Genomic DNA, 14365 nt, shown 5'->3' with positions numbered 1-14365 from the left:
TTCACATGAGCGATATTTTACGCCGGGGACGCCTGTCTTCCACTCCTGACGAGGATATACTGAATTTTACTTCATCGATGTCTGCTGATAAATGGATCTTCGAGGCCGACGTCCTTGTTGACCTGGCACATACGGTCATGCTCAAAGAGCAGGGTATAATCAGGGAGCAGGATTGCAGTAAGATCCTGCAGGGTCTTTTGAAGATAAAGGAAGAAGGAATTGAAAGCCTTGACTATTCCTATGAGGACATACACATCTCGCTTGAATCCAGACTTATCGACATGGTCGGTGAGGATGTAGGCGGCAGGATGCATTCAGGCCGCTCCCGCAACGATGAGGTTGCAACCTGTATCAGAATACGCTTAAGGGATGAGATGCTCTCTCTTATGGAGGAACTTACCGGATTGCGTAACGTACTCATTGACAGGGCTTCCGGGAACGTAGATACCCTGATGCCGGGATTTACTCACCTGCAACACGCCCAGCCCACAACATTTGCCCATCACCTGCTGGCACATGCAGATGCACTTTCAAGGGACTCTGGACGCGTAAAGGATGCATTTTCAAGAATAAACAAAAGTCCTCTGGGTGCAGCAGCTTTTGCTTCTACCGGATTCAACTTGAACAGGGAAAGAACCTGTTCCCTGCTTGGATTCGAAAGCCTTATGGAAAACTCAATGGACGCTGTCAGTAGCAGAGATTTTCTTATAGAAACTGCTTCAGTTCTCGCAAACATTATGATCAACCTCAGCAAGATGGCCGAGGAGATAGTAATCTGGTCCAGTACTGAATTCAGCTTCATAGAACTGGATGACATGTATGCATCGACATCATCAATAATGCCCCAGAAAAAGAATCCTGACACAGCAGAACTGATGCGTGGGAAATCAGGCGTGGCAACAGGCTCACTGATGTCTCTCCTGACAATATGCAAGGGGCTGCCTTTAAGCTATAACCGTGACCTTCAGGAGGCAACTCCGAACATCTGGCGCTCTGTGGAAACCACCCGCAGTGCAGTGAGGATAATGAAAGGCATGATCGAAACCATGAAGGTCAATGGGGATGCGATGTACCGTCAGTCAACCACCGGCTTTACAACTGCAACGGAGCTTGCTGACACAATGGTAAGGCTAGCTGACATCCCGTTCAGGACAGCTCACCAGATAGTTGGTGTCCTGGCACGTGGAGACGGGAATCCGTCACTTGAAGATATAGACGCTGTAGCCTCTGATGTCATAGGTGAGAAACTCAGTAGCAGAGGGCTGACTGCTGACATGATTACTGAAGCCCTTGATCCTGTTCTCAATATCAAAAAGCGTAGTATTCCGGGAGGTCCTTCTCCTGATGAGATTAGCGGGGCCATTGAAAAGCGCAAGGCTGAACTTGAGGCTGAAATGTCCGGTATATCCGACTTAAACAGGTCAATTGAAACCTCTCTTGAAGAGCTTTTTTCCGTAGTTGACAAGAGCATCAATTATTAAAAACGAAACTGGCGTTTATAAAAAACCATTTAACAATCATTAGAAATCAAAGGGAAGCGAAGGGACTATTATGGAATTTGATGAGGGTGACAGAGTAAAGATTGAAAAAGACGGTGTTGCTTATGAAGGCATAGTCATGCCAAGCACTACCGGGCATATAGTAATAAAAATGAACAGTGGTTACAATGCCGGAATAGATCCCGAGAATGCCGTTGTTACGGTCCTTGAGAAGAAGCAGGATGTATCAACTCCAAAAGCACCTTCCTCTACTTCAAAGAAGGAAGCTGCTACTTCCAAGCTTCCGAAAGTATCTATTTTATCCACTGGCGGTACTATTGCCAGTAAAATCGACTACAGGACCGGTGCTGTGACTGCCCAGTTCTCAGCAAACGATATATTGCAGGCGATCCCTGAACTTACGGAAATTGCGGATTTCAGCGGAAAAGCCATTTACAATATCCTTTCCGAGAACATGAAAGCCGAATACTGGCAGGAACTTGCAAGGGCAATAGTCAAAGAGATTGAAGATGGTGCCCAGGGTATCATTGTTGCCCATGGAACTGATACCATGATGTACTCCGCGGCAGCATTGTCTTTTATGATAAAGACACCTGTGCCGATAGTCTTTGTAGGCTCACAGCGCAGTGCAGACAGGCCAAGCAGCGACAATGCCATGAATGCCATTTGTGCAGCCAAAGTGGCAGTCAGTGACATTGCAGAAGTTACCGTTGTCATGCACAGTGACGAATCAGATGACAGATGCGATATCCACAGGGGAACAAAGGTCAGGAAATTGCACACATCCAGAAGGGATGCTTTCAGGTCTGTCAATTCAGCTCCCATCGGCTATGTCGATTATGGCACCCTTGAAATCAATACGTCACTGGACTATGTAAAGAGAGGTAGCAGGGAGTTAAAAATCAGTGATTCTCTTGAAACCAGGTGTGCCATTGTGAAGTTCACACCCGGAGCAAGTCCTGATATCCTCGCCTATTACATAGATGCAGGTTATCGCGGCCTTGTTATCGAAGGCACAGGTCTGGGACATGTTTCAACAGACTGGATTCCACAGGTCGAAAGGGCCACAAAGGCAGGAATCCCTGTGGTAATGACTTCCCAGTGCCTAAACGGCAGGGTATGCGACAGGGTTTATGATACCGGCAGGGACATACTCAGGGCAGGTGCAATCGAGGGTGAGAATATGATGCCTGAAGTTGCTCTTGCGAAGATGATGTGGGCTCTTGGCCAGTCAGATGACTACGCGACAGTTGTAGCAATGATGAAGGAAAACATCTCCGGCGAGATAACCGAAAGGAGTCTTGAATAATTCTTTTTGTTTTCCGATAATCGTAATAATTAGGTTTATAACGAAGTAATAAGTATTGATGCCGAAAGGCAGTTATTGATAATAATTTCAGTTAAATCAGGTGAATGCATGTCATTAGCAAATCTCAGAACACATTATGCATCAGAGATCAACCCGGAAGAGCTGGGCGATGAAAAAGTAACCATCGCCGGCTGGGTTCACGAGGTCCGTGACCTTGGAGGAATTTGTTTTGTTGTTGTCAGGGATCGCACAGGAAGGTCTCAGGTGACACTTGTGAAAAAGAAAACAGACCCTGAACTTCTGGACAAGGCAAGAAAGCTTGTCAGGGAATCTGTAGTATCTATTAAAGGTAGTGTCAAACCGGAAGGAAAAGCTCCAAATGGCTATGAGCTTATCCCAGATGAAATTTCACTTCTGAACGAAGCTGAATCACCACTTCCAATGGACACTACCGGAAAGGTTGAGGCAGAACTTGACACACGTCTTGATTCAAGATTTATTGACCTTAGAAGGGAGAAAACCACAGCTATCTTCAGGATAAGACATGAAGTACTCAGTGCTGTCAGGACTTTCCTTACAGACAATGGTTTCATCGAAACCTCCAGTCCCAAAGTCGTTGCAACAGCAACCGAGGGTGGAACATCTCTTTTCCCGATCACATACTTTGACAGGGAAGCCTTCCTTAACCAGAGTCCCCAGCTATTCAAGCAGATACTGATGTCCGGCGGACTTGACAGGGTATTTGAGATAGGTCCTATTTTCAGGGCAGAGGAACACGACACCCGCAGGCACCTCAACGAAGCAACATCAATTGACATTGAGGCAAGTTTCTGTGATCACTTCGATGTCATGGAAGTCCTCGAAGAGATGGTTGCCTACATCTATGAGCAGGTAATCGAGAATGCATCCGAATCACTTGCAGTACTCGATGTTGAGTTAAAAGTACCGGCAGTCCCGTTCAAGAGAGTTACCTATGATGAAGCCATCGAGATTGTCAACGCAAACACTGACGAGATGCTCAACTGGGGAGATGATCTTGGTACTGCTGCCGAACATGCGATCGGTGAATATGTATTCAAGGAAACCGGTGAATCACACTATTTCATTATCGACTGGCCAACAGAAATCAAGCCATTCTACGCAATGCCTTATGAGGACAACCCGGTCCTTTCAAAGGGATTTGACATGATGCACAGGACAATGGAACTCTCATCCGGTGCACAGCGTATCCACATTCCAGAGCTTCTCATAAGCAGGATTGAGTCACAGGGTCTTGACCCCGAAGGTTTCGAATTCTACCTTAAGGCTTTTAGATACGGTATGCCACCACATGCAGGATGGGGTATTGGCTGTGAAAGGCTTGTAATGACCATGCTGGGTGTTGAGAACATCCGTGATGTAGTACTCTTCCCAAGGGACAGGCGCAGACTTTCCCCGTAATTGAACTTAAGGATGAGTCCTGATGAAAGAAAGGAATCCTGCCGGGGAAAGCCCGGAAAAGAAAGCTGCAGGTATCGCGGCTGCTGAGCTTGTAAAGGATGGCATGGTAGTTGGTCTTGGAACCGGTTCCACCACTGCCTATACGATAGCTGAGCTGGGAAGGCGTGTTGATGAAGGTCTTGACATCATTGCAGTTGTAACATCATACCAGTCAGAGATGCTTGCCATACAGGCAGGTATTACCCTTACATCACTGGCTGAACATCCTGAACTGGATATTGCCATTGATGGTGCTGACCAGATAGATTCGGCATTGAATGTTATCAAGGGCGGTGGTGCAGCTCACACACGTGAGAAGGTTGTTTCACGTTCTGCCGAGCGTTTTGTGATAGTTGCTGACGAGTCAAAATACAGCAAAGAACTGAATCATTTTGTGCCACTGGAAGTTCTTCCTTATGCAAAGGAACTTGTTTCAAAACACATAAGGAAGATTGGCGGCAATCCTGAGCTTCGTCTCGCATCAAGAAAAGATGGTCCGGTAATAACCGATAATGGTAATTTCATTATCGATGCAAGTTTTGGCGTAATTGAAAACCCTATGGTTATGTCCACTCTTCTTTCACAGGTTGCCGGAATTGTTGAGCATGGTATATTCACCAATGCGGATGATGTCTATATCGGCAAAAAAAATGGTTCCGTAGAAATAATGAAATCCTGATCTTTCGGTCAGGAATTTTCTTCATTTTCTTCTTCAAAAGGACAGGCACACATCTCAAACAGTGCATCTTCTCCGGTTCTTGATCCTCTTGCAATAAGGATATCTCCTGCCTGAACGACACTCCTTTTGTTTGGACGGTATACCCATCTATCATCTCTTTTGATTGCCATCACGTGTAATCCGGTTTCTGTCTCGAGTTTGAGCTGTCCGAAAGTCTTCCCTACAATGGGTGAGCAACCCTGGACAGTGAGTCTTGTTATGACCTCATCCGATTGCCTGACAGCCAGAGTCACCACAGGATGCAGTTCAATATCCCTGAGAACAGTATCTGCAATGGTGTATGCTGCGTCTGAAATGGCTTCGGCAGCATTAGCAAGATGCAATAGCCCCCTGAGCTGGTTAACATCAGGCACATGTTTTGCAGTTTCAAGAACCCAGTGCTGGAGTTCATATTTCATTGCATCCATTTCCACTTCAAGTGCTTTGACTTCAAGAGCTATATCCTCATTGTCGAAGAGCAGGGCTGAGTATGCCAGACCAACGGAAAGTTCGCCCATATTCTTCATTTCAACAATAATATCTACGGCTCTTTCAAGGTCAATGAGGAAGCGCTCATGCTGGCCCTCTCTTGGAACATACTTGTGTCCTGTTACAAGTTCCATAAAAATGGGAACTCCTTCATCGTGTCCTCGTGCAAAAAGCACGTCGTCGGCACGTATCCTTGATGCGTGATTGGGATCGTATATCCATTCATTGTGCCGACGGATAGCAATAATCCACATTCCTGTCTCTGTGTCGAGTTCGATGTCTTCAAGTGTACGTCCTGCAACAGGGGAATCTTCACTGACCGTTGCCCTGGTGATTGTTTCTTCGGCTTCCCTCATTGCTACTTTAAGTTCCATGGGTATGCCCATTTCCATGACGATGATCTTTGCAATATCTCCTGCTGCATTGGATATATTCTCTGATGCACGGGCAACCTGCAGGACACCGGACATCTCTTCGGCTTCTTCAACACGTCTTGCACTTAGCATGGCAGCTATTTTCATGTGGTAATCAAGAGTGTCCATTTTCTCTTCAAGGTTTATGACTTCATCAGCAATGTCTTCGTCATCGTAGATCATTGCGGAATAAGCAAGGTCCACCATTAGTTCCGATGTGTTCTTCGTTTCTATCAGGAGATCTTTGAGATTACGTGGAATGTACTTTATTTCCTTTGGGCTCATAATTTTTCTACCAGTTTAATCTTTTCATTTTTCTTATTTCCTTATTAATTCTGTGCTAGATGATATTCAATAAGTGCATGGTGGAAAATATTCCTATAACACCGATGAGGTCTCCAAGGGTGGCTATTATGGGAATCACCGTGTCATCGGGGTCTACTCCGAAACGATGTGATGCAAATGCGATTGCAACAGTGGTTGAATAGACGGCCAGAAGCTCAAAAAAGCCTGAGATAAGGCAGAGTGCCATGAGGGTTGAAAATGCTACCCCTATTCCAAGTACTATACCGGTGATCCATACGACAATTCCAAGGAAAGTAAAGGCGCACATGCCTACAATAAAGGCTGCGAGTACACTGTTGCGTACAACCGGATTGCGATATATGTTACCTCCCAGACCCATATGCAGTGCAGAGGAGAGGCGTGCTCCCAGCATACTTCCCGTATCGCCGCCAATTTTGATGAGTGCAGGTATAAGTATAAGGATTATTGGCATTGAGACAAGATTCTCTATCTCGAAATTGAGTATTTGTCCTGTGAAAATACCAATTACGGATGTGAAAAGGATAATTGGAAAACTTCTTCCGACAATTCCTCTGATTGTATAATAAGTCACAGCAAGAGCACCACCCTTGCAGCTATGAAGATCATTATCATTGAAACTATATCGCCAATCGTGGCAATTGCAGGTGTAACTACGTTATCGGGGTCAAAACCGAATCTGAACATACCCAGGGCAAGCAATACAGCTACAAATGCAAGTATAAGACCGGAAGAGACTCCTGCAAGAACAGCAATCATAGTTAGTGTCAGGGGGCCTGCACTCTCCATTCCAAGTGCAACTGTGACAAAATGACCCAACAACCCCAGAATAAAGGACATTATTGCACTGAGCAATAGCGATCCACCCACGTTATTGATCAATTCCGGATTTCTTTCTATCTTTGTAATCAGTCCCATGTGGATAGCACTGCCAAGACGGGACCCAAGTGTGGATGAAACATTGCCGCGCATACCCAGTACCGCAGGAGCTATGACTATTAGTCCCGGTATCATCTGCAGTTCATCGGTCATGCCTGACAGGATAATGCCTGCTGCAACACCTCCGAATGTTGCTACTAGTTGAAAAGGTAAAGCCTCACCTACAATTGATCTTATGCTTGCGTAATCTCCCAGATATTCTTCTGCAAACACGTCTTCATCATCGTCTTCCTGATGATATGTGTCGTGAGGCATATGCCTTATTTCGTTTGTTTAATATTTAAATAGATAGTATACTTACAATCATACGTTTTAAATAAAAAACCAGACAGATTTGCGCTGCATAAGCCTTATTAATTGTGTAGCGATGTCATTGTATTAATTTTCTATAATTGCAGGATAGGAATTCAGATGTTAAAACATATTGTTATGTGGAAATTAAGGGATGTTGCTGAAGGCAAAACCAGGCAGGAAAATGCAGATTTGATGAAGGAAATGCTTGAAGGCCTTAAGGACAAGATATCTGAGATCAAGCAGATAGAGGTCGGAATCAATATTAATTCTTCAGATGCTGCTTTTGATGTAGTACTATATTCAGAGTTTGAGAATGAGGAAGCACTGGTATCCTACCAGAAGCATCCTGAACATATCAAAGTTGCTGATTATGTTGTCAAAATCAACGAGAAAAGGATAGTTGTTGATTACTTGGTGTGAGAAAACTACACTTGCCCGTATTTTGCAAAATGCCGGATTCTGGTGAAAAAATGAAAATTTCAGTTATACTGGGTCACCCATATGAGAAAAGCTTTAATCATGCCATTGCAGCTACGGTTGTTGATGTCCTGAAAAGTGCAGGACATGAGGTTTTGTTCCACGACCTCTATGTGGAGGATTTTGACCCTGTTATCAGGGGAGAGGAACTTGTTGCGGACAGGTCGGAGGATGTGCTTGTCCGGACTCATTGTGCCCAGATCAGGGAGGTTGATGGCATAGTTGTCATTCATCCAAACTGGTGGGGACAGCCCCCGGCTGTTCTTAAAGGTTGGGTGGACAGGGTGCTCAGGGAAAATGTTGCATACAGGTTTCCTGAGGATGATGACGGCTCCGGTCTTCCCATCGGCATGTTGAAAGCAAAAAAAGCTCTTGTTTTCAATACCTCGAATACGCCGGAAGAAAGGGAGAATACTGTTTTCGGAGATCCACTGGAAAGGATATGGAAGGATTGTGTCTTTGACTTCTGTGGCGTGAGTGGCTTTCACCGCAGGATGTTCAGGACTATAACCGGAAGCTCACTCGAACGAAGACAGGTGTGGCTTGCTGAAGTCAGGGATATGGTCTGTGAACATTTCCCGCAGAATGGCTGATAATCTCAAAAGGTGAGTGTACTATGAGAAGGCCCGAGAAACAGATATGGGATGAGGAGATGATGAAGACCATCCTGAAAGAGGCTTTCATATGCAGAATTGGTCTTTGCAAAGACAACGTTCCTTATGTGGTGCCTATGAATTTTGCATACTCTAACAATGCTCTCTACCTGCATGCTGCAAAGGCAGGGAAAAAGATGGAAATCATCAATGAAAATCCTCATGTCTGCTTTGAGATGAAGTACAAGGCCGAGGTCACTCCTGCACCTACAAGCTGTGGCTGGAGTATGAAATACTATAGCATCATTGGTCATGGGAATGCTTCCATTATAGCTGATAAAGAAAATAAGATCAAAGCTCTGAACCTGTTGATGGAAAAGTATGCCGGGGAAATGGAAAGTTCCTACTCAGACGATGTCGTGGATAAGGTCGCTATAATCAGGATAGACATTACTGAAATAACTGGCAAAAATTCAGGGTACTGAAGAAAAAAACATGTCTACTGTTACTTTTCTCCGGGTGGTGTTACGTCATCGTATATTCTGGCTGCATGAATTTTCCCGTCTTTTCCGAGTTCGTAGACAGCTACACCTGCCTGTGGCAGCAGTTTTGTTTTTCCCCAACTTTCAACGATGTATTCTATTACTGCATTTTTGCCATCGAAAGTGACTGTGCAATGATTCAGGAGTATTCCCCCATCCTGCAATATGGTTGAGTAGAATTCTCTCAGACCGTTTTTCCCGGAGTGTTTATAATCCGAACCGCTGGGCTCACGGGCATAACCACTATCTTCAAAAAGACCCAGGATAGTTTCAGCATCTCCTTTTCCTAAAGCCTGCATGTACTGTTCTACAAACTGTGGTTCATCAAGTTTATTTGCAGGTTTGATTAACGGTTCTCTTATCTCATGTTTTCCTGTAAATGGCCATGTGCTGTGATATACCCGTACTGAGAAGATTTTATCTCTGTCAATGTCAGCAACTATCGCAACAGGGAGATCTATATTTCTGTTATCGCGTTGTAAATGAAGTACTATCTCAACGCATATTCTCTCCGGGCTGGAGGTGAGTTCCATAAATTGCTGTCTGGCCTCATGTACGCTCAGCCATTTCTTTTGCTGATTTATAAATTCAATAACTGCATCTCTTCCCGAAATTTTTCCTTCAAAGGGTGTATCTATCACAGGCTCTGCTACAAAAACAGAGATTAGTTTTGTTGTGTCACCTTCGAGAATGATATTATAGAAGTCTGTTAATGTTTCTGCCAAAGTCACTGTACCCATTCCAAAATAACAATCTGTTAACAGCCTATATAAATGGGACTGTTTTCAGAAGGTAAGATTTCCAGGCAGACAGATTTAGCCGCTGTTTCGGCTCTTTTCACCAAAAAGGATTATATATCACTAGTTACATTATGGGGTTGCTCGAAGACGAAAGCGTCGCCGACAAACTAACTTATTCGCAATGGGCCCGTGGTCTAGCCGGTTATGACATCGCCTTTACACGGCGGGGGTCATGAGTTCGAATCTCATCGGGCCCACCACACTTTTCTGATTCTGCAGGCAACGATTTTTCTTCTACTTTTTGCTGTTTTTTAGTGTCATTCATGTTGTTTTGGGAGTAGTTAGCATCATCTTGTGTAATAGGAATTTCAGATTTGTTTGATTGAGATTCTAAGAGCGAGAGCTGTTTTTCCAGGAATTCAAGTCTAGCTTCGATATCTGCTGTAAGTTGTATAACTTCTGTGGCGGGGGTAAAGTCTTCATCCAAGGAGATTACAAACAAAGGTTTGCCATTATTGTTATTGATTTTGCTTTTACGGATATGATACTGATATTTTGGAATTTGATAAAAAAGAATTGTTAACATTTTTCTAGACAAATTAGTGTATTAGTATAGCGTTGATGTCATAGGTAGTATCATATCACAGCCAATTTTCCCGAATCGTTAAGGAATATCCTCCATCATCTGAAATATATCCCATGGTTTTAAGTTCCCTCAAATGGTTACATGTCATCCCTTTGGAGATGCCTATAGTTGCTGCAATATTCTCTACTTCAACATTACCATTTTGTATCATCTCAAGTATCAACTTCTTTGTAGGTGACAGGTTAAAGCTCAAAATAGGGAATTCAATCATGAAGTTACCTTCTTCGGTAACTTACACCACTTTTTTGACCATATCACTTCTTGCAAAGGCACCATATAATGCACCGAAGGCCTGAGATTTTCTTCTGCATGATACATTTATCAGAACACTCCTACCCAATGCATGTTCTTTTTCAATAATATCTACAACATCTTTTGCAACCCTAACAGGATCATAAAGAGATGTTATTGCTTTTTTTATTTCAATTACCTTCCCAAGAGTAGCTTCAAGAGTGTTTTCGGCCTGAACTTTCCTGTCAACTGCATTCTCTTCTGTTAAAATAATAATTTTTGATGGAGAGAGGCGAGTTACTGTATTATTTAGTGAATGGATGTGTCGGGTTGGGATTGGTGGTACAAAAGGGATAGGGAAAAGGCAGCATTAGGCCAGTAATCTGGTCATTTTGCCTACAAAAAAGACAATTATTCCTTTCGTTCCAGAATCCTGAAATCTCACATAATCAAATAAAAAGATTTTAATGAAAATAAACTATATTTAGAGTGAAATGGGTGATATGTTGTCCAAGGAACTTAAAAACGTATTTCTAAATTTTATTTTTCTAAATGATGGCAGACTAGTTTGATTTTTGTAAAAAGGAGAGATTAGATTGGTTGAAGCAAAACTAAATTCCAAGCAAACAGATGCAGTTTCCTACACATTAGGGCCATTGCTTATACTGGCAGGCCCTGGTTCAGGAAAGACCTTCACGATTACCGAAAAGGTCGTAAAATTAATTGAAAATGGACTGAATCCTGAAAGGATACTTGCATTGACTTTCTCTGAAAAAGCTGCTGGAGAAATGGAGGAAAGGATTGAGAATATAATTGGTACTGGAAGCGGTACCGATGTATCTACATTTCATTCATTTTGTAACAATCTTATCAAAGAATTCTCTTTTGACCTCGGTGAAAATTCCAATGCAAAGATTATCTCAAAAGAACATGCAAATGTATGGGGAATAGAACATGTGGATTCCTTCGGATTTGAAACAATAATTATTCCTCATACTCCTTATGACCTTATAGATAGCTTGCTTGAAGGTGTTTCACAATTCCAAGATCATCTCATCCTGCCTTCAGATGTTCATGACTATGTTGGTGCTTATTTAGCTTCAGGTGCTGAACTTGACGAAGAGAAAGAAGATACTCTTCTGAAATTAAAGGATTTTGCAAGATTCTATGAACAATACCAACAATATAAGCATAACAATAGCTTCCTTGACTATGGTGACATGATCTTAAAGTCATGTCTGCTACTTGAGAATAATAACATTGTCAGAAACAAAGTAAAGAGCAATTATGATTATATTCTTGTAGATGAATTCCAGGATACAAACTATTCTCAGTTATATCTTGTCAGTCTACTGGCAGAGGGCAATAACTTAACGTGCGTAGCCGATGATGATCAGTGTATCTATAGATTTCGTGGTGCTTATCTATCAAATATCAAACAGTTGAATGAGTACTATCCTGAGCTTAATAAAATAGCCCTTGAAGTGAACTACCGTTCCAGTTCTCAGATAGTTGATCTTTCAAGAGAACTAATTGGTTTTAATCCAGAAAGGGAAGCAAAAGAAATTGTTTCACATAATGGTGATGGTTCAAATGTTAAAGTTGTAAAGGCACCAGATGATGTAAGTGAAGCTGAGTGGGTAGCATCAGAGATCAATCAATTAGTCAACGAACAGGGATTGGAACCTAAAGATATCTACGTACTAACAAGAAAACGTGCTGACGGTAAGAAATTCAGTGATGCACTCCATAAGTATCTCATATCTTCAGAATATGTTGGCTCATTGCAGTTGAACCAATTCCCTATAGTTCAGGAAGCAATTGCCTATATGCGAGTGGTAGCAGACCCATTCAATAATGGTGTTGCCTTTGCAAAGATATTTAGCAGAGAGGGCTTAAGTGAGCATAATCTTCAAAAAATCAACACGTTTGCGCGTAAGTTAACTAAGGAAGAGGACAACCAGGGTGATGGTATCTATTCTGTTCTGTTACACCATCTTGAAGAAGCTGGTATTACCCAGGAACCTCTTATACGGTCCATTGTTGCAAGGCTTGATGAGCTTACTAAATTTAAGAAAAATCATCTGCCTTCTGACACTGTCAAGTACCTGCTTACAGATATGACAGATATCTATCGTTCACAACTAAAAGAGGACACTGTTCAATCCCGAAAGAACATCAAAATCCTTAATTCGCTAGTGTCCATGGTCGAAGATCTTGAACTTATCAATGGTGGTTCTGAGTTTGAAATGGTCATTGAACATCTAGACCTTGTGTTCAATCTTGAAATTCAAGATGGGGAATCCAGTGATGACAATACTGTCAAGATAATGACAATACACCAATCAAAAGGTAAGGAAGCAAAGGTTGTTTTTGTATGTGATATGGCAGCAAGGCATCTTCCACTACAGCTCACACGTAAGAAGTTTACTGTTCCTACCGAGCTGGCAAAGGGTGTTCAGAGGGATGCTGATGATAAGACTTTACACCTTGAAGAGGAACGAAGGCTTGCATATGTGGCAATGACAAGAGCAAAGGAACAACTTTACCTTGTGTTTCCAGAGAGGTATACAGGCAATAAACGTGGTGTAAAACCCAGTGAGTTCCTTGAGAATATTGGATATATGGACAATCCACTTGTGGACTTCATTGAAGCTCCCTATTATGAGGAGAACTGCGATGTTGTTGAAGATTCTACACTTAAAAGGAAAAAGGATGAGCTTGAACGCCTTGTAAGAACATATACTGGTCAAGGGCAGATAAAACAAGCTATTGAGTCTTTGATTGTGCTTGCTCAGATTAGGGAACTTGAATCAAATGGTAATCTTCAAGCTTTTGATGCTTCAGAACTTCTGCGGGTAAATCCAGTCCCTTCAGATGAATTGGAATCAATGATCGATGGTAGATTACCATCACTTGTGAAAGATGATATGCACTTTTCAGCATCATCAATCATTAGGTATGAAGATTGTCCTCTTAAGTTCAAGTACAGCTACGTGCTCAAAATACCAACACCACAAAAGACTTTCTTCCAGGTTGGTACGGATGTGCACGCAGTCTATGAGCAAATGTCCAAGTTGATGATGCAGGGAGAAAGCCCAGATATTTCTGTAGCTAGAGAACTACTCGAATCTTTATGGGATCCTTCTGGTTTTGATTCTGAAACACAGAAACATCAGGAACACGACAAGATGCAAAAGATGCTTGATTTCTGGGTGGATTTTGAAAGTACTAATCCCAATGAGACAATCGAGGTCGAAAAATGGTTTGATTTAAGTCTTGATGGTGCTAAGTTCGGAGGTTCCATTGATCGTTTAGATGTAACCCCTGATGGGGATTATATTGTCATCGATTACAAGACAAATAAGACTCCTTATTCCAAGAAAAAGTTACTTGATGATGTTCAGATAGCTCTATACTGTACTGCTGTAAGGGAAATGTATGGTAAGTTGCCAGTGAAGGCAGGCCATATGTATGTGAATCCAGGTGTTGCTGACATTAGATTGATTGATGTGAGTGAAGAAGGTGTTGAAGCTGTTGTTGGCAGAATCAAAGATAATGTAATTCGTATACTAGGGGAAGATTTTGAAGTGAAGGAGGATCCGAACTGTCGGTTCTGTGATTATAAGGGAATATGCGATAGAAATGGAAAATAAATAACTGTACTTTTTG

The 14365-nt window shown here is 42.5% G+C and carries 14 protein-coding genes and 1 tRNA gene; 9 read left to right on the top strand and 6 right to left on the bottom strand.

All coding sequences use genetic code 11. From position 1 onward, the window contains the following. Nucleotides 1-5: 5 nt before the first annotated feature. The 4 genes from argH to rpiA all read left to right on the top strand — a co-directional run bounded on the left by argH (nucleotide 6) and on the right by rpiA (nucleotide 4966). On the top strand, nucleotides 6-1481 hold the full coding sequence (gene argH / locus V7O62_RS02800) for an argininosuccinate lyase (RefSeq protein ID WP_406657500.1): 1476 nt from the start codon (nucleotides 6-8) through the stop codon (nucleotides 1479-1481). A gap of 70 nt (nucleotides 1482-1551) precedes the next feature. Further along, complete coding sequence (gatD, locus tag V7O62_RS02795) at nucleotides 1552-2808, top strand: Glu-tRNA(Gln) amidotransferase subunit GatD (protein WP_406657499.1); 1257 nt, start codon at nucleotides 1552-1554, stop codon at nucleotides 2806-2808. A gap of 108 nt (nucleotides 2809-2916) precedes the next feature. After that, entirely contained in the window at nucleotides 2917-4248 is a 1332-nt protein-coding gene (aspS, locus tag V7O62_RS02790; protein ID WP_406657498.1) for an aspartate--tRNA(Asn) ligase, read from the top strand. A 22-nt stretch (nucleotides 4249-4270) separates the two neighbouring features. Then, the gene (gene rpiA, locus V7O62_RS02785) at nucleotides 4271-4966 is read left to right on the top strand and encodes a ribose-5-phosphate isomerase RpiA (RefSeq protein WP_406657497.1); all 696 of its coding nucleotides are present in this window, start codon (nucleotides 4271-4273) and stop codon (nucleotides 4964-4966) included. A gap of 8 nt (nucleotides 4967-4974) precedes the next feature. On the opposite strand, the gene V7O62_RS02780 is transcribed toward rpiA, so the two are convergent. Genes V7O62_RS02780 through V7O62_RS02770 form a run of 3 tightly spaced genes read right to left on the bottom strand, consistent with a single transcriptional unit; the run spans nucleotide 4975 to nucleotide 7425 of the window. Next, the gene (locus V7O62_RS02780; protein ID WP_406657496.1) at nucleotides 4975-6192 is read right to left on the bottom strand and encodes a potassium channel family protein; all 1218 of its coding nucleotides are present in this window, start codon (nucleotides 6190-6192) and stop codon (nucleotides 4975-4977) included. 55 nt (nucleotides 6193-6247) lie between these two features. Then, nucleotides 6248-6805 carry a magnesium transporter gene (locus V7O62_RS02775; protein ID WP_406657495.1) on the bottom strand — a complete coding sequence of 186 codons (558 nt, stop codon included), beginning with the start codon at nucleotides 6803-6805 and terminating at the stop codon, nucleotides 6248-6250. After that, nucleotides 6802-7425: a magnesium transporter gene (locus V7O62_RS02770; RefSeq protein WP_406657494.1), complete on the bottom strand. Its 624-nt coding sequence runs from the start codon at nucleotides 7423-7425 to the stop codon at nucleotides 6802-6804. The genes V7O62_RS02775 and V7O62_RS02770 overlap by 4 nt, the downstream gene beginning before the upstream one ends. A gap of 156 nt (nucleotides 7426-7581) precedes the next feature. On the opposite strand from V7O62_RS02770, the gene V7O62_RS02765 reads away from it, so the two are divergent. From V7O62_RS02765 to V7O62_RS02755, 3 genes are read left to right on the top strand one after another with little or no spacing between them, the layout of a single operon-like run. Further along, nucleotides 7582-7884: a Dabb family protein gene (locus tag V7O62_RS02765; protein WP_406657493.1), complete on the top strand. Its 303-nt coding sequence runs from the start codon at nucleotides 7582-7584 to the stop codon at nucleotides 7882-7884. Nucleotides 7885-7934: 50 nt separating this feature from the next. Beyond that, nucleotides 7935-8534, top strand: coding sequence for an NAD(P)H-dependent oxidoreductase (locus V7O62_RS02760; protein WP_406657492.1), 600 nt, complete (start codon nucleotides 7935-7937; stop codon nucleotides 8532-8534). Nucleotides 8535-8557: 23 nt separating this feature from the next. Beyond that, a complete protein-coding gene (locus tag V7O62_RS02755) occupies nucleotides 8558-9019 on the top strand; it encodes a pyridoxamine 5'-phosphate oxidase family protein (RefSeq protein ID WP_406657491.1) in 462 nt (153 codons plus the stop codon). 20 nt (nucleotides 9020-9039) lie between these two features. On the opposite strand, the gene V7O62_RS02750 is transcribed toward V7O62_RS02755, so the two are convergent. After that, nucleotides 9040-9801, bottom strand: a complete 762-nt coding sequence (locus V7O62_RS02750) for a nuclear transport factor 2 family protein (RefSeq protein ID WP_406657490.1) — start codon at nucleotides 9799-9801, stop codon at nucleotides 9040-9042. 198 nt (nucleotides 9802-9999) lie between these two features. Between V7O62_RS02750 and V7O62_RS02745 the strand changes: the two genes are divergently transcribed. Further along, a tRNA-Val gene (locus tag V7O62_RS02745) sits at nucleotides 10000-10076 on the top strand. Nucleotides 10077-10457: 381 nt separating this feature from the next. Here V7O62_RS02745 and V7O62_RS02740 read toward each other — a convergent pair. Next, the gene (locus V7O62_RS02740; protein WP_406657489.1) at nucleotides 10458-10673 is read right to left on the bottom strand and encodes an ArsR family transcriptional regulator; all 216 of its coding nucleotides are present in this window, start codon (nucleotides 10671-10673) and stop codon (nucleotides 10458-10460) included. A gap of 21 nt (nucleotides 10674-10694) precedes the next feature. Further along, complete coding sequence (locus tag V7O62_RS02735) at nucleotides 10695-10964, bottom strand: hypothetical protein (RefSeq protein WP_406658324.1); 270 nt, start codon at nucleotides 10962-10964, stop codon at nucleotides 10695-10697. A gap of 325 nt (nucleotides 10965-11289) precedes the next feature. On the opposite strand from V7O62_RS02735, the gene V7O62_RS02730 reads away from it, so the two are divergent. After that, on the top strand, nucleotides 11290-14349 hold the full coding sequence (locus tag V7O62_RS02730) for an ATP-dependent helicase (protein ID WP_406657488.1): 3060 nt from the start codon (nucleotides 11290-11292) through the stop codon (nucleotides 14347-14349). The last annotated feature ends 16 nt before the right edge of the window (nucleotides 14350-14365 follow it).

Origin of the sequence: Methanolobus sp. ZRKC2 (genome assembly GCF_045291185.1) — an archaeon.
In the GTDB taxonomy this organism is placed as follows: domain Archaea; phylum Halobacteriota; class Methanosarcinia; order Methanosarcinales; family Methanosarcinaceae; genus Methanolobus.
Note: the sequence above shows the minus strand (reverse complement) of the source record. Positions and strands in the feature narration are given on the sequence as shown.